This window comes from Microbulbifer sp. ABF4_148, from assembly GCF_056158985.1.
In genome coordinates, this window is record NZ_JBSWUI010000001.1 from 2,180,765 (window position 1) to 2,204,009 (window position 23,245).

The following is a 23,245-nucleotide window of genomic DNA, read 5'->3' on the forward strand; positions in this document are numbered from 1 at the left end:
ACACCATGAATGACCTGCTAAATACCTTTTCCCTCGAGGGAAAAGTTGTCCTGGTAACCGGTGCTTCCAGTGGATTTGGCTTGCACTTCGCGGAGGTGTTGGCGGCTGCCGGTGCCAGGGTCGTACTCGCAGCACGGCGCACTGAACTGCTTGCCGCAGCGCGGGATACGATTATTGACCGTGGTGGCGAAGCCATGTCGGTCACTATGGATGTGACCGATAGCGATAGCATCAAGGCAGCCTTTGATGCCGTAGAACAACGGTTTGGCGTGGTGACAGTGGTGATCAATAACGCCGGGATCACCATCCCCAAGTTACTACTCGAACTTTCTGACGCAGACTGGAGTGGTGTGGTGAATACCAACCTCAATGGGGTTGCCTACGTCACCCGGGAAGCGGGCGCGCGACTGGTCGCAGCGGGCTTGCCGGGCAGCATTGTCAATATCGCCTCAATCACTGCCAGTCGACTGCAAAAAGCATTGACGAGTTATGCGTCCGCGAAAGCTGCGGTTGTTCAGTTTACCAAGGCCGCCGCGCTCGAGTTCGCTGAACATAATATTCGCGTGAATGCCATCTGTCCGGGTTACTTCAATACACCGCTGATTAGCGAATGGCTCAAGACAGAAGACGGGCAGGCCCTGCTGAACCGCATACCCACACGGCGCATTGGTGAACTGGATGAACTGAATGGTCCTTTGTTGCTGCTGGCTTCGGATGCCGGCTCGCTGATGACTGGTGCCGCCATCACCGTTGATGGCGGACATGTGCTGTCGGAACTATAGCAATCCGGGTACCCACTACTTGAACGGTGACTTTTTAAGCGAGGGAAAATAATCATGATGAATCCTCTGACTGAAGACCGTATACAGCGAGATGGACATCTTTGGTCCGACCAGACCATTGCCGATGCGGCCTGGCAAAAAGCGGCCACATCCCCGGATGAGGTCGCCATCTACCTGGAACACGAACCGGCAATCACTTACGGTTCCATCGCGGAACAGGCCAAGCGACTGATTACCGGCCTGCAGGGTCTGGGCATGAAGGCCGGCGACGTGATCAGCTTCCAGCTGCCGAACTGGCGCGAATCCGTGATTTTGGATATTGCCGCATCCGCCATGGGGCTGATCGTCAACCCAGTGATTCCGATCTACCGGGACCGGGAATTACGCTTCATTCTGAAGGACGCCGGTACCCGGCTGATCTTCATACCGGAACGTATTCGCAGCCTTGAATTTCCGTCGATGATCGCATCGCTTCGGGCGGACTTGCCGGATCTCGAATATGTAGTGACCGCGCGGGCTGAAGAGTCCCATGAAGGGACGCTGCGGTTTGAGGATTTACTGAACAATGCGCCGGCGGATATCGCCCGGTTGCCCAAGGTGGATCCGAACTCGGTCAAGACGATCCTGTATACATCGGGTACCACCGGACACCCGAAGGCGGTGCTGCACAGTCATAACACCCTCAGTCGGGTCATTCAGAACTCTGTCGATTGTTGGCAGCTGGATGAAAACGACATCATGCTGATGCCGTCACCAGTGACACATATCACCGGCTATGGGTCGGGGATGGTACTGCCGTTTATCACGGCGGTGAAGTCGGCCTTGATGGCACGTTGGGACGCTGATGCTGCCGTCGAATACATCACGCGTGTCGGCGCGACCGCGAGTGTCGGCGCCACCCCATTTCTGGTCGAGTTATTGGCGGCCGCCAAGCGGCACAGCACCCGCTTGCCAACAATGCGCCTCTTTGCCTGTGGCGGTGCCGCAGTGCCTCCCCAGGTAATCCATCAATGCTATGAGCAGCTGGAGCGCTGTCGCGCATTCCGGGTGTATGGCAGTACCGAAACGCCCGTCATTACCCAGGGGTTTGTGCGAGACGGCGAGCAGAACCTGGCTGCGGAAACCGATGGGATGATCTATGGCTACGATGTCAAGATCGTTGATGACGCCGGTAAGGAAGTGCCCACTGATGTCGATGGAGAAATTGCGGCACGTGGCGCCGGCATGATGTTGGGTTATGCAGACGCGGAGCAAAATGCCGCATCCCATGACGAGGATGGCTATTTCTATACCGGGGATATCGGCATGCGCACGGCAGACAATGCCATCCTGATTACCGACCGCAAGAAAGACATCATCATCCGCGGCGGCGAAAACCTGAGTGCCAAGGAAATTGAGGATGTGCTGCACGATCATCCCCAAATCAGGGAAGCCGCGGTTGTGGCGATGCCACACTATCGACTGGGTGAGGGAGTATGCGCGTTTATTATTCCTGCGTCTCGTGACCATAAGCTCGACCTGCCCAAGATCGCCGACTTTGCGGATAAGGCTGCGCTGGCAAAGCAAAAGATACCGGAGCACGTTGAGTTCGTAGAAGACCTGCCCAGGACACCGAGCGGCAAAGTGAAGAAAGACACTTTGCGTAAAGAAATTGCAGATATGTTTGTGGACTAAACGACTACCGGGAGAGGGAGTTCGATATGGGGACGTTAAATAACAAGACCGCAGTGGTTTTAGGGGCATCGGGTAAACAGAATTTCGGGTCTGCCATTGCGCGCAGGTTGGCCGCCGAAGGGGCCAATGTTGTCGTGGCGGCACGCCGGGAAGGACCTCTCCAAGCACTCGCCCAGGAGATTGGGGGTATCGCGGTCCCGTGTGATGTGACCAATGAAGACCAGATCCAGGGTCTATTCGATTCGGCCGTCAATCAGTTTGGCACCGTTGATATCGCGGTAAACTCCGCGGGTATTCACGCGTCCCACCTGATTGACGATCTGACCAAAGAGAAGGTTATGCCAACCCTGGAAATCAGCTTTATCGGGGCGCTGTTGTTTTTCAAGTGGGCTGCCAAGGCCATGAAAGCTGGTGGTTCGATCGTCACGATTTCTTCTTTGACGGCGCGATTGCCAGGACCTGAGATGGCCGTTTATGCCGGGGCGCGGGCAGGCATTGACTATGCCATCCGTGTCGCTGCCGTCGAGTATGCTCAGAAAAAGATTCGCTTCAACTCTATCGCTGCTGGGCTTATCCAGACGGATATGACGGATGCATTCTTCAGTGTGGAGCCCATCATCGATGCCTTTATCAATGAGACCCCGGCGGGTCGTATGGGTACGGTCGACGATATCGCAGAAGCGGCGCTGTATCTCGCCGATGATCAACGCTCCGGGTTTGTGAACGGCCAAATTATTGATCTCGCCGGCGGCCAGCAGATGGGGCACTTGCCACGCTTCTGACTCGTGGTCTTGCCATATGGCGATGATGGGATGAAATCTATTATTGGGGAAAATGCTTATGTCTAATGATATGCAGGGTTATGAGGATGTCACGATTTATGGGCTCTCTAAAGAACGCGAGCAGGAACTGCTGAGCAAGCAAATCGAGTGTAACTTTATCTGGACCAACAAGGAGGGGCATGGGCTGGGTGTGATTATGAACTACATCGCCAAGGATGGCTCGATCTGGGTCACGGCAACCAGTCAGAGGCCGAGGGTAAAGGCCTTGCGCAGGGACCCGCGTGCATCCGTGGTTATTTCCAGTATGGGAACAGATATGGGGCCGGGCAAGACGGTGACCTATAAGGGCCGGGTCAAGATTCACGAGGACCAGGCAACCAAGGACTGGTTCTACCCGGCGATGGCGAAGATCATCTCACCCTATCCTGCACCGACGGAGGAAGCTGCCATCGCTCATCTGGATACGCCGCTGCGGGTCATCATCGAGTTGATCCCGGAAAAGTCGATCAAGTTTGACGGCGATAGCATTGCCAAGTCTTCCCATGAGGGCACCATTCCCGGTACATCCGCTTAAACTTCATCCCGGCTTACGCAGGGAAGGGCGTAGCTTGATGAGATTTATCTGAGTACCGGATACAAAAACAGGCGCAATTTGCGCCTGTTTTTTTGTGTCAAGGGTAAGGCGCGGTGCGCCTGCCCAAGTCAAGGCTCGATGATAATGGGGATTTCTTCCAGACCGCGGAGCAGCAAGTGAGGCATGTAATCCAGGTCATCGGCTGAACCGACCAGTCTGAAATGACTGCTATTCTCGATGAGCTTCTCCCAGGCGACGATCATTTCCAGTTTGGAAAGATGCTGACCAATGCAAACGTGGGATCCGAACCCAAACGCTACATGACGGTTGACATTCTTTCTGGTCAAATCGAACTTTTGCGGATTCTCAAACATCTTCTCATCATGGTTCGATGAGAAGTACTTCAGCAAAACCATGCTCCCCGCAGGAATCGTGACACCACCGAGTGTGTAATCCGCCTTGCACACACGCCACATATTGGAGGTCGGCGTTGCGATGCGCAGTGATTCTTCAACCAGGGTAGGAATGAGTGAGGGATCATCGCGCACCATTTGTTGCTGGTCCGGATACATACAGAGCTGCCGCATGCCTTCTGCCAGCGTCGCGGTGGTTGTTTCATTGCCTGCAACCAGGAACTGGGTGCAATGGGACAGCTGTTCTTCGATAGTCAGCGGACGCCCCTCATAGGTCGCGTGAGCGATCAGGGTCAACAAGTCGTCCTGCGGGTTCTGTTTGCGCTCGTTCAGTGCCTTGACGAACCAATCGTATTCGTCCTTGAGTCCCGCATGGGCGGCCAACAGTGTTTCCTTGTCGCCCAGCTGTGAGAAGACGGTAACGTTATCTACCGTCCATTTAAACGCAAGGTCACGCATCTCCAGGGGCATACCCAATACATGCATGATGACCGAGAGTGGCAGAGGGCGAGTAAACTTCTCGATAAAGTTAAATGCTTCCCCACGGGGCAAATCACTGACCAGTTGATCGGCGAATTCGCTGATCCAGGGTCGATATTTGGCCAGATTTTTGGCCAGGAAGAAGTCCCTGAGCGCATCGCGATAGATCTTGTGCTCCGGGTCATCGACTGTCAGCAGCGTACCTTTACCGAGGTCGTACGTATTGGCCATTGCGGCGACTATATCCTCATCAAGTGCTTCGTCGGCACCCTTGGCCAGAGCAAAATCATTGGTAAAGATGTCGGGTTTTTTGTGCGCTTCACGCACCAGTTCGTAGGTGGAGACGATATAGATGCCCGAAGAAGGGTCCTGGTAGACCGGAGCCTTCTCGCGCAAGGTTTTGTCAAAGTGATACGGACACTTGAGCGTTTCAGAGTCAAATAATGGCATGTCAGCCAAAGATTGTGGATCTTCTAGGATTGCCTCAGTCATGTGGTCTTTCCTCATTATTGTCCAATCATGATGTGGTACCGCGATAAAACCGTGAGTTTTGACGGCTATGTATGTTTAAGCCCTATATCGTTGTCTGGCAGTGCGCTTGAAACGATCATTGTCGGATTCTCGATTCGACCTTGCGTTCTTGCGTGCGTGTTGGCAGACCGTGTCCTGCTCTCTCGATCCCGTTGAAACTCTGCGCACTATCAAGATGCGCCTTCAGACGCCCCGGACCGCGCAGGGTGTTGTTCTGAATGAAATTGCGTTTGCAGCGGGCCTGAAGTCAGGCCGGCATCAATAATGAGTGTATGCCCTGATACGTTGCGCGCTTGTTCGCTCAACAGGTACAGAATTCCGTCGGCAACATCTTCCGGTCGGCAGGAAATGCCCAGCGGCGATGCCGATTTGATGGCCTCCTCGAGCAGGGCTTCACTCCCTGCAGTTAATGCGGCGGCTAATGGTGTGACAGTTCCGCCTGGCGCGACCGTATTGACGCGGATACCGAAACCGGCCAATTCGTTCGCGGCTGACTTTGTCAGTCCAATGACACCATGCTTGGCCATGGTATAGACATGGGGCCCCAGTCCTCCCATGAGTCCTGCTGTGCTCGCCACCGAGACAATACTGCCGCCGCCAGCCTCCTTCATGGCAATGGCTGCGTGCTTTATCCCGAGAAAGACGGCACGTGATAGCACTGCCATTGTGCGGTCAAAGGCTTCCGTCGTGGTTTCGGTAATCGGGCCAGTGACGCCGAGGATGCCGGCGTTGTTGACCATACCATTCAGCGCCCCAAAGGCGTTTTCGCTGCATCGAACCAGTCGCTCGATATCGCTTTCGTTCGTTACGTCAGTGGGCTGAAACAGGGCACTTGGTCCCAGCGAGTCCGCCAGTGCCTTTCCCTTATCGTGCTGTATATCGGCGATCACGACATTTCCGCCTTCGCGGACAATCGCGGTGGCGGTAGCGCTGCCAATACCACTGGCGCCGCCGGTGACGGCGATGCATTGTCCTTCAAACCGATTCATGGTCTTCCCAGCCCTGATGCGTTTGCCAGACGTTCTCTGGAGGCGAGCCACTTTGGAGTAGCCAACAAGGAGAACCTGAAGCATTAACGTAGTCAGCTCATATTAGCAGGAGGATGAAATTAAAAACAAGCAAGACGGTTTGTTTTTAATTGATTCTTGATTTGGATCAATTTGGGGGGGGGAACAAGCAAAGGGGTAAAGAAGAAGGGAGGCGACCGCGCGCATCCCGTGATTTGCATGCCAGCCCCGTCGAATACATGTTCTCGGCGACGGTGCCGGCATGGGCAGGCTGATACGCTACTCTGGCTGCAACTCTGCCTGGCTGTTGATCGCATCCGAGGTTTTGTCGCGCATGGAACCGCCGTCAAATGAGATCGTCTTTTCCGGGACGACTTCAATAATGATGCGCTCGGGCGTATCGAGGAATTGTACAAACAGCTCGGGGGTTGGGGCCGGGCTATTGGTGTGCCGGGCAAAATCGGGATAGAACCAGTCTTTGGTTTCCTGATCGGTGTGCAGTATGGCATGTCCCTTAAAGGTAATGGACTGGCTAACATCGATGTCAGTACCGGCACTGGAAATAACCACACTACAGCGATTATCTCTTGCCAGGGCCTTCATGCGTGCGCGTTGAGCGGTAGCGGTACACCAGATGCGGCCATTGCGCCAGATATAGCTCATGGTGACGCCCATGCCATGCCCGGCTTTATTGGTCCATATAAACGTGAGTTCGTTTTGTTTGCGCAGGAGTGCTTCTTCCCGTTCGTTGGTCAGCCCATACATGGTGACGTCATCATAGTTTTTTACATGTTTATCACTCATGGCATTGTCTCTCCTGCGTGGTTGCCGAATGTACTGTCACTCCGTCGAATGAACCCGTGGCGCATGGCTGCCGCGAAAAACGCCAGGCACCGAAAGACAGGCCCCAGCTTTTTAACCGCGTTCCCGCCTGATTACGCTGTATCGAGTAAGCGAGTCGCTAAATCACGATTGCAACATGCAATTTATGACAAATACGACATTACTCACCCCATACATGTCGGGTTCGTTCTCTATATAACGGGATTTCTGTTCCGAGTTCAATGGAAATAAAAAACAGTACAAACTGACTGTTTATCTGTTAAGGTATCGGTCAGCGCTGTGGATTGCAAGCGCTTAGCAGGCGGTTTCGGCAGTACTTCGATCGATCCTGAAGCTGGTCCATCAGTTGGAAAAAATCCTTGAAAATCAGTTTCCTGGAGGTCTTTTCGGGTGATTCAATTGGCGCGCGATGTGAATAGATTGTGCGATCAACAGCACTGCTAACGCGTGCGTTCGGCAAGCTAAGTGGCAAGGTAAGTACTAACCCATTTCAGGCTTTCCTGTCGGGCTCGGGTGGAGAGAGTCAGGATTCGTAGCACGTTGGCGCGTTTTTCTACCCGCGGAGCGTTCCTAGGCTGATTGAGGCCCGTACATAAGAGGCTCGGTATCTTGTCGTGATTCGATGCGCAAATGATTTATATATGGTACAAACTTTCTGGAAGTCTTAATAATTTAAAATAATACGAGGCTCAGTGACTTGATGGGACGTGTAGATAATAAAGTAGCGATTATCACGGGCGCTGCCTCCGGTTTGGGGTTGGCTTCAGCGAAGCGACTGGCAGAAGAAGGTGCTTCGGTGATTATGGCCGATATCGATGTTGCACGCGGAGAGGCGGAAGCAGCAAAGATCGGTGGTGCAGAGTTTGTAAAATTGGATGTCACCAGTGAATCCGCGTGGGAAGCACTGGTCGACGGAGTGGTATCGGACTACGGGTCCCTGGACATTCTGCTCAACTGCGCCGGCATTGCTGAGCTGGCCAGTATCGAGCAAACAACCGAAGCGTTGTGGCGTAAGGTCAATGCGGTGGGTACCGATGGGACTTTCTTCGGTTGCAAGCACGCGCTCCGTGTCATGAAGGCACAGGGTCGTGGCTCCATTATCAATATGTGTTCTACCGCGAGCATTCAGGGGGGGCCGGCAATTTTTGCTTATGCTGCCTCCAAGAGTGCGATCCGCGGCATGACCAAATCTATCGCCTGCTTAAGTGCTCAGGCGGGTTACGGTGTTCGCTGTAACTCTATTCACCCTGGCAATATGTCCACACCGATGCTCGATACGATGTACAACATCGTACTGGAGCATGACCCGGTTACTGCCGCCCAGATGAAAAAGAGCTGGGTGGGAGATCCGGCGGATGTCGCCAATATGGTGCTTTTCCTTTCTTCCGACGAGTCTGTATCTGTCAACGGTGCAGAAATGGTGATCGATAATACGGTGACCATTACAGAAGGTATGGTTCCCAAAATTTAACCCATTCCTAACGGTTACTTGTCAGGGGGAAGACCAATGACAGAAAAGGATGTACTCCAGCTCGAGTCCGAGTTTCGCGCGAGTTACTACGCCTATGCTGAAGGACTCGATAGCAAGAACTGGGCAAAAGTCCGACGCTGTTTTGCCGATGAGCTGTATCTGGATTATGGGCCTGCAGTTGACCCGACGGTTTCACCGGATAAACCCAAAAATGCAGATGAGTGGGTAAAGCGCCTGCACCACAATATCGGTGGCTTTGACCTCACCCACCATGTCATTACCAATTTTCGCGTCGATCTGTCTGGCGATCTACCGAGCTGCAGGGCCTATATGGTCGCAGATCATATTATTTTCCCGGATCCTGCTTTGCCTGTTGCCGGCCCACAAGATGTGATTACCGTCATTGGCGAATATACCAACCACTACCAGCGTATTGGCGACGAGTGGAAGATTTTGAAATCCCGTCTTGAGGTGCGCGGCTCAAAGGGCAACTTGGATCTCTTTGCGCAGGCCATGGCGAGAGTTGCGGCGGAAGAGGAGCCGATAGCCGGTTAGGTGTTTTATCTTCGGTGAAGAGGCGCTGATGGTTGTTAAGCGTTCTGAAAGAATATGGATAATCTAGGAATACGGTGATGACGACACGACCCGCAATGGACCTTGCGCGCTTTCCCTACCTGCAGGGAAATTACGCACCGGTACTCGAAGAATCCACCTTCGATGAAGGGGAGGGTGGGCTTCGGGTCGAAGGTAAGCTTCCCGAGAATATCACCGGGGCATTCATGCGCAATGGGCCGAATGTCGCCTGGCAACCCGATCACTATGTGTATCCGGTGGACGGCGATGGCATGATCCATGCGGTCTATTTCAAGGATGGGCGTGTGCACTATCGTAATCGCTGGGTACGCACCCAGTGGTTCAAGGTAGAAGAACAGCTACAGCGCGCCTGCTGGGGTAGCCATGGCAAGCCATTCCCTGTGGACGAAGAAACCATCGCTGCGGGCGGTTCGCCCAGCCCAATGAAAAATCCTGCGAATACGAATGTTCTCCTGCACGGCAACAAGCTGTTTGCGCTATTTGAAGCAGGATTTCCCCATGTTATGAGCCCGGATCTGTCGGCGGCTGATGAGTATAGCTATGACGGACTGTTATCTCCGGGTGAGGGCTTAACGGCACACCCGAAGATTTGCGGTCGTACCGGCGAGCTTATTTCAAATACCCAGACCTTTACGCCCCCATATTTTACGGTGCAAATTTTTGACAAGTCTGGCGCGCACAAGCGTTCTATACCTATCCACGGCATGCATCGTCGGGCGATGGTTCACGATATGCAGATTTGTGGTGATTATATCGTTGGATTCTTTGCACCGGCATTTCCTGATATCGAAGCGGCAATGAAAGGGAAGAATCCATTTGTCTGGGAAGGAGAGCGGCCAACAAGAATTTTTGTCGTGCACAGAGAGGGTGGCGAGCCACAATGGTTCGATGCCCCTACGTTCTTTAGCTGGCATTTCTGTAATGGTTTCCAGAGCGGGCAGAAGCTTTACATTGACTACGTCTGGATGAACAGTATGCCAATTTCGAATGATCTGGGCACTGGTATCGAGTCTCAGATGCGTAATATGCACCGCCTGACACTCGACCTAAAGACCGGCGAAGTCGCCAACGAAAAAGTCGGTACCACCTACTGCGAGTTTTCCCGGGCAGATGATCGTCGATGTGGACAGCGGTATCGATATGGCTTCGCCGCGGCGGCTACCCATGATTGGGGCGAGAGCCCCAATCATGGTTACAACGGTACCATTGCCTACGATATGGACACTGGAACATCAAAGTTCTGGGATTACGGGGAGGGTGCCAATGCCGGGGAACCGGTGCATATTCCCAATCCCGATAGCGATAAAGAAGAAGACGGTTACCTGATGACCTACGTGAACCATCCGGAAGATGGTCGTTACCTCGCAATTTTGAGCGCGGGAGACGTGGAACAGGGACCGATCGCCAAAGTATTTATTCCATCCAGGGTGCCTAATGGATTCCATGCAAACTGGATGGACGGACTGACGTTGAACAGATAGCAGGTAAGACGCTACTTACAGGTCAGGCATCCGTTGCCTGGTGCTGTAGGGCCGCTACTGTCAGTCTGTAGTCGTCGTGCACAACAATGGAGTCGTTGGATATGACCGGTATTGTAAAAGGCGGATGCCTCTGTGGGGAGTTTCGCTATGAGTTTCCCCGCGAGTATGTAGTGACAGCGCTGCATTGCCACTGTAAAGATTGTCAACGAGTCAGCGGTAGCGGTAAGGCCACGATTGTTCTCGTGCCCTCAGAAGCACTGGTTACTCACGGCGAGCTGAAAACCTATACCATTGAGGGTAGTGAAGGCGCGCATGTCTCTCGGGGCTTTTGTTCGACCTGCGGATCACAGGTGATGAGCAACGTTGAAGAGCTGAATACGGTGAAGTTTATCAAGGCCGGCTCCCTGGACGACAGTAGTTGGGTTCAGGTGGGCTCCAGTTGCTGGAGTACCTCTGCGGCACCGTGGTCACCGGTTGATGATGAACTGCCAGCATTCGAGAAAAACCCCGAGCTACAGTAGCGCTGACGGCGAGACACGGTTAATTTCTCTGTCCGTAACCATACGAGTAACACCAGCGATCGGTCTCTGATCTATCGCGACTCGGCGTACTCTCTTTGTATTTTCCGCTTTGAGCGGCACCGTGCAGAGCGCGTCGTATGCCCGTGGGATATCGCAGCTTCTATGGTATCCACGGGAAAACTTCTCCATTCATTTTCCCTCTCTGCAGCAGTCATGATCGCTTCTTTCGCCTGTTTTCCTTTTACAGGCATTATTGTCGCGATTCGTCGCAAGAAATCATCACCGTATCGCACTGATTACCCGCTTTGTTTATCGCTGCTTTTTCAACCTTGAGCAAAAAGAAATTCTTGATAAAAATCAAAAGGATGGCGCTGCTATTGGTTTTACTTTGTGGTGGTGTGGAAGATTGCGCTGAATGGCGAATGGACTGCACCTGGCCGCTTTTTTTGAAAATTTCGCAAAAAGCCGCTTGCCATGGCCCTAATTCGCTGTATAGCATAAACAGTACGTCCTGATTGTTTTGTGGTAGGGCTGATATTGGTTGCACTGCATAAAAATTAAACCAACGACCAGTATCGAGTTGTTCAAGTGCTATCGGGTTGAGCGAACCGACTTTCTCAATAAGTCGGCAGAAGCCCGGTGGGGAACCACTAAAAGCGATGGGAGAGATCGATGCGCACAACAAGGAAACTGAACAAGATTACTGCTGGGATGGCGATGGCCGGCTCAGTCTCAACACTCATGGCGCTGCCCCTGATGGGTTACGCCCAGGACGAGAAGGTTGCTCTCGAAGAAATTACCGTGACGGCCCGTAAGCGGACAGAATCCCTGCAGGACGTTGCGGTATCGGTCACCGCGATTTCCACCCAGCTACAAAACGCGGCGGTAAAGAGCCTTCAGGACATCAATAATTACTCTCCCAATGTCAATTTCGACTTTGGCCCGGCCAGTGCGAATGGTGCTGCGATCTCTATCCGCGGTATCAGCCATCAGGATCCCGATAAGAGTATGGAAGCGCCGGTAGGCGTGATTATCGACGGCGTATTCATGGGCACTACCGCTGGTCAGATGATGGACAGTTTTGACCTGGAACGGGTTGAGGTGCTGCGCGGTCCGCAAGGGACGCTATTTGGGAAAAATACCACCGGCGGTGCGGTGAATGTGATTCGCTCAAAGCCGACCAAAGAATTTGGTACCAAGATTCAAGTCGGAGCCGGAGACTTTGGCCTGATCGAGACCAAAGCGATCGTCAATACGCCCCTCACTGAGTCTGGTGGCCTGAAGCTGTCTGTGAACAAAAAGCAAAGCGATGGCTACTGGAAAAATACCACGACCGGTGACGATCAAGGCGGTCTGGACTCGCTGAAGCTGGGTGCCGCGATTGCATTTGATGTGACCGATAACTTCGACGTGCTGTTCTCTTATGATCGCATCGATGATGATTCGGAGCGCGGTGCCTTTGCGAACTTCAATGATGACGCCAGCCTGGCGTGTCTGGTGAGTGTCGGCGGCCTCTTCATCCCGGGTATCGTCAACATTCCGGCGGACCCGACCAATCCCGACTTTGGTTCTGGCTGTATGAGCTTCGACCAGGGTAGTGACGAGGATCGTGTATCCACCAACGGCCCGAATACCGGATCAATCGAAGATGATTTTGCCACGCTGACCATGAACTGGGATCTTGGTGACTGGCAGCTGACAGCGGTGACTGGCTACCAGGATCGCCAGGAAGAGTACAGCTACGAGTGGGATTCAAGCCAGGTACAGCTTCTCACGGTGACCGGTGGACACGAATATTCCCAATTCACCCAGGAACTGCGAATCAATGGCCAGTTCAGTGAAGCTGTGAACCTGACTGCAGGCGTCTACTACTTCGAGTCCGATGCCCGTCAGCACCAGGATAGTTTCAACATGTGGTACTACCTGGGATTTGGCCCGGACTTTGCCATTCCTGATGGGATGGGCGGCGCTATTCCGTTCCCACTTCCACTGGAAGATGTGAGTGCGAACCTCGATGGTTCTGTTGCGAGTGAAGCCAGTGCGGTATTTGCCAGCCTCGACTGGGCACTGACCGATGATCTCTCGTTGAACCTTGGTGGGCGCTACACCTGGGAAGAGAAAAGCTTCTCCGGAGGTGCAGGTGGCTGGAATTCGCAGATTCTTGGTCAAGGCTTTATTCCACCTGGCCCTGTCCGGAACCTGTCAGATGACTGGAAAGAGTTCTCTCCACGCATTGCCCTGCAATATAACCTCACTGATGATGTGATGACCTTTGCTTCCTATGCCAAGGGCTTCAAGAGTGGTGGCTTCTTTGCGCGGACCCAGAATGTTGCGGCAATTGCCTCTTTCGATCCAGAGTATGTCGACACCTATGAAGCGGGCCTGAAGAGTGAATGGATGGATAGCCGTGTACGCTTTAACGCTACGGCGTTTATGACGGACTATGTCGACAAGCAGGAAGAAATTCTGGTGCCGGAGGAAGGTGGCCAGGTAAACACGATTGTGCGCAATGCCGGTGACGTCGAAATATCAGGACTGGAACTGGAACTGCAGGCTGCACTGACTTCCGAGCTAAGCATCTACATGATGGCCGGTTTGCTGGATGCGGAGTACAAGGAGTTCTTCGCGGATGTGGATGGTGAGGCATTCCCGGGTGAAGGCGCAATTCCCACCGACAATACCTACCTGAAGCTGCGTAACACACCGGATAGTACCTTCGGTGCCGGCTTTGACTACTACCGCGATACTTCATTCGGTGAGCTCTCGGTCAACTACAGCTACCGCTGGTCTGATGAGTACGAGAGTGAATTTTTCAACGATCCGCGCGGTCATGTTGATGCCATGGGGCTGCACAGCTTGAGCACCAATCTGACGATTGACGAGTCTTATCAAATCAGTCTCTATGGCAGAAATCTGACCAATGAGCGCTACGCTCGCCTGGTGAAGATCGGTGGTCTGTCGCAGATGGGTATGTACAATGCACCGCGTACCTATGGAGTTCAGTTCACCGCTGAATTCTAAGGAGAGACCTCTCCGGAGTGAAAGGCTGCAATGCGTAATGCAGTCTTTCACTCGCGGAGCGAGTAATCATTGATCTCGGATACTCTGGACTTTTTTCCAGAGTATTCGGGACGCTTGGTAACGCGTCCGAACGTCAAGAAAATACCGCTATTCTGTACTATTTCTACTGCCGCGGATGATCGCGGTAGTCGATTTTCTGTTGCCTTTTCTATTTTCCCTCACGCTCTCCATTTCCAAATTTCCGCATGATCCGTCTATGACAAATGCGATCAAACGCTGTTGCAACAAGGATAATTCTGGCTATATTATAAACCGTATGTCCTGATTGTTTTGTGGTTTGGGGGCTACATGCTGGTCGCTGAAAACGCGCTGCCAGTAAAGAAAACCGGCTCGCCTGAACAGATTGACTGCAACAGTATTCGAAAGCCTGGGCAGGGCCTCTGGATACGTTGGGCGCTTCGGAATCAAGACAGTTTGACGGAGAGATCCATGATAAAAATGAATAAGATCACGGCTGCGATGGCCGCAGCGGGTTCTATTTCTGTGGTCACCACTTTTCCACTGGTGGTGCATGCACAGGAAGAATCAATCGCGCTTGAAGAAGTCACCGTCACGGCACGTAAGCGTGCGGAATCCATGCAAGACGTGCCGGTTTCCGTCACTGCGATCGCCGGACAGTTGGACAACCCGACAGTGCAGAGCCTCCAGGACGTTCAGAACTATGTTCCCAACGTATCTATTGATCAGATTCCTGGGAACAATGGTGCCTCTATTTCCATTCGAGGCATTAGTTTTCAGGAAACCGACAAAAGCCTGGATCCCCCTGCCGGGGTGATTGTGGATGGCGTGTATCTCGGTGTCGCCGCTGGACAGCTGCTGCACAACTTTGATATCGAGCGCGTCGAGGTCCTGAGGGGGCCGCAGGGCACGTTATTTGGCAAGAACACCATTGCTGGTGCCGTCAACGTGATCCGCACAGCGCCCACCAAAGAGTGGGGAGCACGTGTACGAGTCGGGGCCGGTGACTGGGACAAGCGGGAAATCAGTGCCGTAGTAAATGCGCCGCTTGGTGAGAACGGCGGTGTCAAACTGTATACGAACAAGACCGAGCATGACGGATATATAGAAAACAACATCATCAATGAAGATCTGGGTGATGTGGACTACCAGCAGCTCGGTGCCACATTGGCTTTTGATGTCTCCGAGCGTTTTGATGTTGCACTCACACTCGAACGCATTGAAGACGACTCGGAAGTCGGCGCCTGGTCGAACTTTAGCCGCACTACGGACAGTATTGCCTGCTGGTCTACGCTCGGCGGCGCAGTACCGGGTATCCGTGTTGCCGATGTTCCGTTTGGTTCCGGTTGTATGGAGTTCGATGACGAAAGTGGTGTGGGCAAGAGCTCTGTCAATGAGCCGAATACGTCGACCGTGACGAATGACTACGCGAATCTGACCATGAACTGGGCGATTGGTGACTGGCAGCTGACGGCCATTACCGGCTATGTAGATCGGGAAGAAGACTTCCGCGTTGAATATGATGCGAACCGCAACCCCTTCCTGCATGTCGATGCCGCGCATCGTTACTCGCAGACGAGCCAGGAGTTGCGTATTAACGGTGATCTTACCGAGAGTATCAATCTGACGGCAGGACTGTATTACTGGGAATCTGATTATTGGCAGACCCAGGAAAGCTATGACATGTGGTATTTCTTCGGCGTTGGTGACAACCCCGGTGATATTTCCCAGGACCTGACCGGCGAGGGCGACAACACCGCCTACTCACTGTTTGCCAGCGTCGACTGGCAGTTGACGGACGCCTTGATGCTGAACTTGGGTGGCCGATTTACCCAGGAAGAGAAGACCTTCCGTGGCGGCAGCGGGGCGCTGACCTTTGTACCGGCTAATGTTGTGGTTGTCCCCGCGGGTCCCATTACCGAGCTGGAGGATGACTGGAATGAGTTTTCTCCACGGATTGCGCTTCAGTACACACTGAATCCGGACGTGATGCTGTTTGGTTCTTATGCAAAAGGCTTCAAGAGTGGTGGCTTTTTTGCTCGAACCCAGGATGTGTATGGCATGCAGTCATACGATCCCGAGTACGTCGACACCCTGGAGGCGGGCATCAAGAGTGAATGGTTTGACAATCGACTGCGTTTGAATGCCACCGCTTTTGTTAGTGACTATACCGACAAGCAGGAAGACGTGATTGTGCCAGACTCGACTGGATCGGTCGGTACGGTGGTGCGAAATGCCTCGGATGTAGACATCCAGGGACTGGAAGTCGAACTGACCGCAGCGGTTACCGCCAATCTCAGCCTGTTTATGAACGTGGGACTGCTGGATACGGAATATAACGAGTTCTTCGCAGATATCAGTGGCGATGGTATCGCGACTGACAACTCTGGCCTCGTGATCCGCAATGCGCCAGAAAGAACGCTGGGTGTCGGTGCGGATTACGTCCGGGACTTCAGCTTCGGCGCGTTTACCGCAAATTATAATTATCGCTGGCGCGATGAGTATCAAACGATCTTCGGTAATGATCCGCTCGGATTGGTGGATACGACGGCGTTCCACAATCTGAGTCTTGGCCTCAATATTGACGAGAAGTATGAGATCAGTCTCTACGGGCGTAACCTCACCGATGAGCGCTATGCGCGGGTTATCCTGATTCCGCCCGTCTCCAACTTTGGTCAATACACCCCTCCACGGCACTACGGTGTCGCATTCACCGCAAACTTCTAAGTAATACGCTCCCGCCTCGGCGGGAGTTTCTTGTAGTGCTCCCGCATTCGCGGGCGCGATCTCCATAGTAGTCAGTAGTACAGCAGTAAGGGCAGTAAATGCAGTTAGATTCAAGCTAGAAACACAACATAATAAAGGATGAGAGAATGATAATTAGAAATACCCTACTCCTATTGGCGATAGTGTCGCTATCAATAGCCACAGGCAGCCAGGCACAGCCGTTACCTGGCTACCAGTCATATAACGGTGTCACCAATGACGTCGGCCCGGATCTGGCTACCGTCATTGAGTACGACGTGACAAAAGCGGCTTGTGATCAGTATCAGGCCGATCTCGATCAGTACCTCATTGATAATGATGCAGTATTGAGCCAGCTCAGTGATCAGGAGGCAAACCTCGGTGTGCTGTCTGAGCGCGAGCAGTACATCATCGATAACTTTGTTGATACTTATGATGCCGCGTCTGTACTGCAGTGTGGCAAGTACCTGTACTTCTATGGCCATTTCGATACAACTGGCGGCCCTCAGGTCATATTCAACTGGCTGTTGCGTTACTTTGACGATTTCTTCGGTCCAGGCATGACGAACTTTGGCATGTATGAAGATCCCAATCCGATTGCTACGATTCCCGCTCCGGCCTCCAACCCGGAGATCGGCACACGACAGCTGCCGGTTGGTCTCGCGGCGAGCAGTGGTGATTTCGGAACGGCAGATAACCCGGAAGATGCCATTGCCGTTTACTCCTTTGCATGCGCATCCTGTCACTTCAAAAAGATGAGCGATGGCAACTATGCCGTGGGCATCGGCAATACCGATTTTGATTACGCGCGGATGGTTGCCGCACAGGGTCAGCTTCCCCTCTCCGTCCTTTTGGATATGCCTGGTGAAGCACATGACCCGGATGGCCTGCTGGCGGCCCTTGCAGATGCGGTTGCGGATTCCAATCAGAAGTATGGTCAGGACGCCGCAAAGAATGCCTTCCTCGTTGTCAATGACATCATCAGTGCGGGTTCCAAGCCTGAAGAGCTCACCTCGATCCAGTCAACAATCGAGGAGCAAAAGAGAAACTGGGTTACCTGGACTGGTGCACTCGACTTCCTTGTCAGACCCATGCAGGACGATGGTGTTCATTCTCTCACCCGTATCATGAATACCAACTCTATCGTTACGGATGAGCATGTGCACAAGCAGCATGGGTTTCCGCAAAAGGCCGGCCTGAGCTGGAATGGTGGTGCCTATGACCTGGTTCAGTTTGTACGCGGATTCATCACCATCACGCCAAGTGATCCGGACTATCCAGAGTCTCGTGAAGAGTACAACTACTGGGTGAAAGAATACCGTTATATGCCATTGGTGCGGTATCTGGAGTCACTCAAGGAGCCTGAGCTCCCCACTGATCGTACATTCGACATGGTGGCGGCGAAGCGTGGAGAGGCGATCTTCGATGCAAACTGCACCAGCTGTCACAATGGTCCCGGTGGTGAGACAAGCCGTCCCTATGATCATAGTGAACTGGGTGTTGAGGCGTCCCATGCGAATATCATGAATCCATTCTGGGATCCTGATGCCTTTGGTGGGCTCGGCGGTTGGGAAAATGGTATTCCACTACTCGCTGAGCGTTTCCCCGCTGGTGTGACCGGGGAGATTACCCGGCAGGTGAAATCGCCCAGGTTTGTATCCATGTGGGATAACAATCGACTGCTGCATAACGCCTCCGTTGGTGGCCTGGAAGAGCTGCTGACTTGTGAAGAGGATCGTTCCAGCTATGCGAAAACCATTCCTTATGTTGATGAGTTCGGAAATACCGTTGTACCGACGCTCGAGGAACATTTTGCGGAGAACCCCTTCTTCTCCAACAAGGGACACAAGTTTGGTTGTCACTTCAGTCCAGAAGATAAGGCGGACTTGATTGCCTTTATCGAGACGTTTGAAACCAGTCGTGACGTTGGTAATCGCTATAACGGTCAGTGGGACGGCGTCTGTAACACTCTCAATAATGGCAAGTCACAAATCGTTAACCTGACGTTTACCAATGGTAAGCGGATGGACCTGCTGGTGAAGTACTATTCCGATGCCAACTGCCAGGTATTTGACACAGAGCGAGTGAAAAACCCCGGGCATGGTTTGTCATGGGAAATGGAAGTCGGTAGCCCCTTCATTAACTCCCGCGGGTATCTTTCGCACAATGTGACCTATACCAAGCCCGACGGCACCATTGCCGAAGATGTCATTGCCATAGAGGGCGATCAGTTGGCAAATGCGGAAGAAGGTGATCCGGAACCGCGTGGTCTGTTTGTACGTCAGCGTACAGATTACCCGGGCCTGAATGGTCTCTGGTTGAACGACGAGTGCACCGTCAACAATACCCGCGAGTTATTGGCGATACGCGATGGTATCCGCGTCAATAAGACGGTGACATACAACGCGTCCGGATGTACGGGTGGTGTGTTGTCGATGGTCAATGACAGCGCCTGGAGTTTCGAGGATCCGAAGTGGCTGCGAGCCGGTGTGCAGGGCACTACTTTCCCGAACTACAACATGCGCCTGAAGATGACCAATGTAGACGATGCTACGAATTGGACACAATTCATTAATGTGACAGAAACGACGTTGCATGCAATGTTCAACAACAATTTTGCGGCAAGTATCAACGGCAATGGGGAGCACTATACCCGTGTCTACAATATCAATACTGCCGAATAGTTTTTTGCTGGCTGTATCTTGAGCAGGGATGTCGCTTTTCAGGGGGCTTGAAGCCCCCTGATTTTTTCTTCTGATGACGTCGCGTGGCGATCTCCGCGGGGTGTCAGAAACAGAAAGGAACAGAAGGTTTGCCGTTGAGAGGAAAATTGCACTTTTCGTTCGACGAAGGAAGCAAAATTGTGTTCGAGTTTGCGCTTTGACAGGAGGGTGGAGTATGGAATGAATGCCTATCCGATTTCGTCTTTTTTGAGTGATTGTTTTAATTTAATCTGATACCTTTGAAGGTAATAATAATTACTTTCTAGGTTGTTGCGCAGTCACAGCGTTTCGAAACGAGCGTGTGGTAACAGTAGTAAGCTCTAGAGGTCAGTTCGGAAGGCGCTGCGAACGCAGAGTTGATAGGAATGACAATGAGTGAGCAAAAGCCTGTAATAGCCATTCTTGGCGGAACCGGGGCGCTGGGGACCGGTTTGGCCCGTCGCTGGCTACATGCCGGTTACAAGGTGATTATCGGATCCCGAAATCGGGATAAGGCGATCACTGCAGTAGAGGATCTGCGCGGCGTGATGCAGCAGCGTGGTGTGCAAACCCCCTCCGTAGAGGCCATGGATAACACCGAGGCCGCGGAACGCGGGCAGGTGGTCGTCGTTACCGTCCCGTTCAGCCATCATTCCAGTACCCTGGAACCCCTCAAGCATTCGCTGCAGGGCAAGATACTTATAGACGTGACTGTACCGCTGGTTCCTCCCAAGGTTGCGCGCGTTCAACTCCCGGCGCAGGGTTCTGCCGGTCAGATTGCGCAATCCCTCCTTGGCGATGAGGTCCACGTGGTCTCTGCGTTCCAGAATGTCCCTGCTATTCACTTGCAGGAGGGGGATGATCTCGATTGCGATGTACTGGTCTGCGGCAACAACAAAGCGGCGCGCGCAACCGTGATTGAGCTTGCCAATGCCGCGGGTATGCGTGGTTTGCATGCGGGGCCGATTGACAATGCCGCGGCGGTTGAAGCAATGACTTCTGTATTGATTTTTGTCAATAAACAGTACAAATCGCACGCCGGTGTGCGTGTCACCGGCGTTGAAGCCTGATCGGTAGAAGGAAGTCATCGCGATGGTGCAGCGCATGGAGCTGATTGCCTTGCCCGATTTTCCGCTGGTGGAGCCAGGGGATGATTTGGCAGGTTACGTTTTGCAGTCCCTTGGTCGAGCCGATATTTCCCTGGTTGATGGCGATATTTTGGTGCTCGCCCAGAAAATTTTCTCGAAAGCGGAAAACCGCTATGCGTATCTGAATCAGGTTGAGATCTCTCCCGAAGCTCGAGCGTTAGCTGGCAAGACGGACAAGGACCCCCGGCTGGTACAGCTGATCCTGAATGAGTCGGTGGAGGTCATCAGGCATCGCCCCGGTGCCATTATCGTTGAGCATCGCCTGGGCTACGTGCATGCCAACGCCGGCATTGACCAATCTAATATTGAGTCCGACGTGTCGGACCAGCGCGTTCTGCTATTACCCGAGGACCCCGACCGCAGTGCCGATGCGCTGCGTCGGGCGCTGGGCGACGCGACGGGGGCAGATATCGCCATCATTATGAACGACAGCGCCGGTCGGGCCTGGCGAAATGGTACCGTCGGGTTTGCCATTGGTACGGCGGGCTTGCAGCCCCTGGTGGACCTCGTCGGTGAAGATGACCTTTTTGGACGCGCGCTGGAAACCACGACCGTAGCCGTGGCAGATGAGTTGGCCGCGGCAGCGTCGTTTTTGATGGGGCAGGCTGCGGAAGCGGTTCCAGCCGTTCTCGTTCGTGGCGCCAATCTGCCGCGGACCGAGCATGGCTCCGGAAGCCTGATTCGTGAGCGTAGTCAGGATCTATTTCGTTAGCCTTGTTTCAGGAGAGTTCGCCGTTGCTGTCTAAAGGTAAAAAGATTCTCGCCCTTTCGGGTGGAGTGGGGGGCGCGAAGTTAGCGCTCGGCCTCAGTCATTGTTTGCCGGCGTCCCAGCTGACGGTGGTGACCAATACGGCGGATGATTTCGAGCATCTGGGGCTGAGTATTTCTCCTGACCTGGATACGGTGATGTATACCCTGGCTGGCCTGAACGACCAGGAGAGGGGCTGGGGGCTCGCCGGGGAATCCTGGACGAATCTCGCAGCACTTGAACGGCTGGGTGGTGACACCTGGTTTCAGCTGGGTGATCGGGATTTGGCGACCCATCTGGTCCGCACCCAATTGCTGGCTTCCGGAAAAGTGCTCTCCGAGGTTACGGCGCACCTGTGCCACCAGCTTGGTGTCGCGGTCAGGCTCTTGCCAATGTCCAATGATCCGGTTCGCACCATGGTGAAAACAGAGAAGGGCGAAATCGGATTTCAGCAATATTTTGTCCGGGAACGCTGCGAGCCAATAGTGCAGGGCTTCCGTTTTGAGGGGGCAGACCGGGCTTCAGCGCTGCCGGAGTTTCTTGATTTGCTGCGGGACGATTGCCTGGCCGGTGTAGTCATCTGCCCATCTAACCCTTTCGTCAGTGTGCAGCCCCTGTTGTCTTTGGACGGCGTACGCGAGGCGCTCGCCAGCTGTCGCGCTCCTGTTATTGCAGTGTCTCCCATTGTGGGAGGGAAAGCGATCAAGGGGCCGACCGCAAAGATGATGCAAGAACTCTCCATGCCAACGTCTGCCATCGCGGTGGCAGATCACTACGGGGACATTCTCGATGGTTTCGTACTCGACGAGAGTGATGCGAGCGAGGCACCGGCGATTCAGGCGATGGGTGTGAACACGCTGGTAACGCCGACCGTCATGCAGAGCCTGCAAGACCGAATTGACCTGGCGCAACAGGTGATTCGCTACGCTTCGCTTCTGGCGCAACCTGAACTCGTCATTTAGGAATCGTACCTATGTGGGCCCTGTTACCCCTGAAGAGGTTTCATGCTGCCAAGCAGCGGTTGGCTGGCGTGCTGACGGCCGCAGAGCGCCGGGGGCTTTTTCGGGCGATGGTCTGTGATGTGTTGTCGGTGTTGCAGTCCCACCCCGAAATTGATGGTGTCTTGGTGATAGGGCAGGACTTCGAGGCGCGGAGCCTGGCGAATCGTTTTGATGCAGAGTTCATCAGTGAGTCGAGTCTGGCGGTGACCGGCCTCAATGGTGCTGTGCATGCCGGGATTCAGGTTCTGGCGCTGCGTGGTATTGAGCAGGCGATGGTGCTCCATGGCGACATGCCCCTGATGACGATATCAGAGCTGAACCGACTACTGGATATGCACCGCCAGAGTTCGTCAGGAAGACGATGTTCCGTCGTCACCATTGCGCCGGATAAGTATGGGCGTGGGACCAACTGTCTGATCTGCCCGACGAACGCCGGGATGCAGTTTTTTTATGGCAGTGACAGTTTCGCAGCGCATGCCCGGTCGACGTTTCGCGCGGGCCTGCAGCTGAAGGCCATCTCACAGATGGGCACATCCTCCGACATTGATACCCCTGAGGATTTGCAAGCACTACTGTGCAATGCTGGCCCGGAGAGGGCGACGGGCACCTTTCACTATTTAGGCTCTACAGACATTGGTGCACGGCTGGAAGGCAGGTGCATGGAGTCCGCAGCGGATTTGGACGAGCAGTACTACAGGGTGAGCTGACA

General features: G+C 53.5%; 19 protein-coding genes. 15 read left to right on the plus strand and 4 right to left on the minus strand.

Annotation, left to right across the window (positions count from 1 at the left end; translation table 11 throughout):
- Window positions 1-5 precede the first annotated feature (5 nt).
- From ACXAD0_RS09470 to ACXAD0_RS09485, 4 genes are read left to right on the plus strand one after another with little or no spacing between them, the layout of a single operon-like run.
- Complete coding sequence (locus tag ACXAD0_RS09470; RefSeq protein ID WP_475088146.1) at window positions 6-782, plus strand: SDR family NAD(P)-dependent oxidoreductase; 777 nt, start codon at window positions 6-8, stop codon at window positions 780-782.
- A gap of 54 nt (window positions 783-836) precedes the next feature.
- Complete coding sequence (locus tag ACXAD0_RS09475; protein WP_475088147.1) at window positions 837-2,456, plus strand: AMP-binding protein; 1,620 nt, start codon at window positions 837-839, stop codon at window positions 2,454-2,456.
- A 26-nt stretch (window positions 2,457-2,482) separates the two neighbouring features.
- Window positions 2,483-3,238, plus strand: a complete 756-nt coding sequence (locus tag ACXAD0_RS09480) for an SDR family NAD(P)-dependent oxidoreductase (RefSeq protein WP_475088148.1) — start codon at window positions 2,483-2,485, stop codon at window positions 3,236-3,238.
- A 58-nt stretch (window positions 3,239-3,296) separates the two neighbouring features.
- Window positions 3,297-3,812: a pyridoxamine 5'-phosphate oxidase family protein gene (locus ACXAD0_RS09485; protein ID WP_475088149.1), complete on the plus strand. Its 516-nt coding sequence runs from the start codon at window positions 3,297-3,299 to the stop codon at window positions 3,810-3,812.
- A gap of 128 nt (window positions 3,813-3,940) precedes the next feature.
- Here the strand turns inward: ACXAD0_RS09485 and ACXAD0_RS09490 are convergent, their stop codons facing one another.
- From ACXAD0_RS09490 to ACXAD0_RS09500, 3 genes are all read right to left on the minus strand, one after another.
- Window positions 3,941-5,197, minus strand: a complete 1,257-nt coding sequence (locus ACXAD0_RS09490; RefSeq protein WP_475088150.1) for a cytochrome P450 — start codon at window positions 5,195-5,197, stop codon at window positions 3,941-3,943.
- Between the two features lie 209 nt (window positions 5,198-5,406).
- The gene (locus ACXAD0_RS09495; RefSeq protein WP_475088151.1) at window positions 5,407-6,225 is read right to left on the minus strand and encodes an SDR family oxidoreductase; all 819 of its coding nucleotides are present in this window, start codon (window positions 6,223-6,225) and stop codon (window positions 5,407-5,409) included.
- A gap of 297 nt (window positions 6,226-6,522) precedes the next feature.
- Window positions 6,523-7,047 (minus strand): pyridoxamine 5'-phosphate oxidase family protein, encoded by a 525-nt coding sequence (locus ACXAD0_RS09500; RefSeq protein WP_475088152.1) that lies wholly within the window; start codon window positions 7,045-7,047, stop codon window positions 6,523-6,525.
- A 739-nt stretch (window positions 7,048-7,786) separates the two neighbouring features.
- Here ACXAD0_RS09500 and ACXAD0_RS09505 point away from each other — a divergent pair.
- The 4 genes from ACXAD0_RS09505 (at window position 7,787) to ACXAD0_RS09520 (ending at window position 11,153) form a co-directional block, all read left to right on the plus strand.
- Window positions 7,787-8,557, plus strand: a complete 771-nt coding sequence (locus ACXAD0_RS09505) for an SDR family oxidoreductase (RefSeq protein ID WP_475088153.1) — start codon at window positions 7,787-7,789, stop codon at window positions 8,555-8,557.
- Between the two features lie 36 nt (window positions 8,558-8,593).
- Window positions 8,594-9,112: a nuclear transport factor 2 family protein gene (locus ACXAD0_RS09510; protein ID WP_475088154.1), complete on the plus strand. Its 519-nt coding sequence runs from the start codon at window positions 8,594-8,596 to the stop codon at window positions 9,110-9,112.
- A 77-nt stretch (window positions 9,113-9,189) separates the two neighbouring features.
- Window positions 9,190-10,632 (plus strand): carotenoid oxygenase family protein, encoded by a 1,443-nt coding sequence (locus ACXAD0_RS09515; RefSeq protein ID WP_475088155.1) that lies wholly within the window; start codon window positions 9,190-9,192, stop codon window positions 10,630-10,632.
- A gap of 101 nt (window positions 10,633-10,733) precedes the next feature.
- Window positions 10,734-11,153 (plus strand): GFA family protein, encoded by a 420-nt coding sequence (locus ACXAD0_RS09520; RefSeq protein WP_475088156.1) that lies wholly within the window; start codon window positions 10,734-10,736, stop codon window positions 11,151-11,153.
- Between the two features lie 250 nt (window positions 11,154-11,403).
- Here ACXAD0_RS09520 and ACXAD0_RS09525 read toward each other — a convergent pair whose 3' ends face one another.
- Complete coding sequence (locus tag ACXAD0_RS09525; protein WP_475088157.1) at window positions 11,404-11,835, minus strand: hypothetical protein; 432 nt, start codon at window positions 11,833-11,835, stop codon at window positions 11,404-11,406.
- Between ACXAD0_RS09525 and ACXAD0_RS09530 the strand changes: the two genes are divergently transcribed.
- The 7 genes from ACXAD0_RS09530 (at window position 11,826) to cofC (ending at window position 23,243) form a co-directional block, all read left to right on the plus strand.
- Window positions 11,826-14,174 (plus strand): TonB-dependent receptor, encoded by a 2,349-nt coding sequence (locus ACXAD0_RS09530; protein WP_475088158.1) that lies wholly within the window; start codon window positions 11,826-11,828, stop codon window positions 14,172-14,174. The two genes, ACXAD0_RS09525 and ACXAD0_RS09530, sit on opposite strands and share 10 nt — an antisense overlap.
- Before the next feature lie 489 nt (window positions 14,175-14,663).
- Window positions 14,664-16,919 carry a TonB-dependent receptor gene (locus tag ACXAD0_RS09535; protein ID WP_475088159.1) on the plus strand — a complete coding sequence of 752 codons (2,256 nt, stop codon included), beginning with the start codon at window positions 14,664-14,666 and terminating at the stop codon, window positions 16,917-16,919.
- 146 nt (window positions 16,920-17,065) lie between these two features.
- Complete coding sequence (locus tag ACXAD0_RS09540; protein WP_475088160.1) at window positions 17,066-19,621, plus strand: hypothetical protein; 2,556 nt, start codon at window positions 17,066-17,068, stop codon at window positions 19,619-19,621.
- 410 nt (window positions 19,622-20,031) lie between these two features.
- Entirely contained in the window at window positions 20,032-20,709 is a 678-nt protein-coding gene (gene npdG, locus ACXAD0_RS09545) for an NADPH-dependent F420 reductase (protein WP_475088161.1), read from the plus strand.
- Window positions 20,710-20,731: 22 nt separating this feature from the next.
- On the plus strand, window positions 20,732-21,499 hold the full coding sequence (gene cofE, locus ACXAD0_RS09550) for a coenzyme F420-0:L-glutamate ligase (protein ID WP_475088162.1): 768 nt from the start codon (window positions 20,732-20,734) through the stop codon (window positions 21,497-21,499).
- Window positions 21,500-21,522: 23 nt separating this feature from the next.
- Complete coding sequence (cofD, locus tag ACXAD0_RS09555; RefSeq protein ID WP_475088163.1) at window positions 21,523-22,497, plus strand: 2-phospho-L-lactate transferase; 975 nt, start codon at window positions 21,523-21,525, stop codon at window positions 22,495-22,497.
- An 11-nt stretch (window positions 22,498-22,508) separates the two neighbouring features.
- Entirely contained in the window at window positions 22,509-23,243 is a 735-nt protein-coding gene (gene cofC, locus ACXAD0_RS09560) for a 2-phospho-L-lactate guanylyltransferase (protein ID WP_475088164.1), read from the plus strand.
- Window positions 23,244-23,245 lie beyond the last annotated feature (2 nt).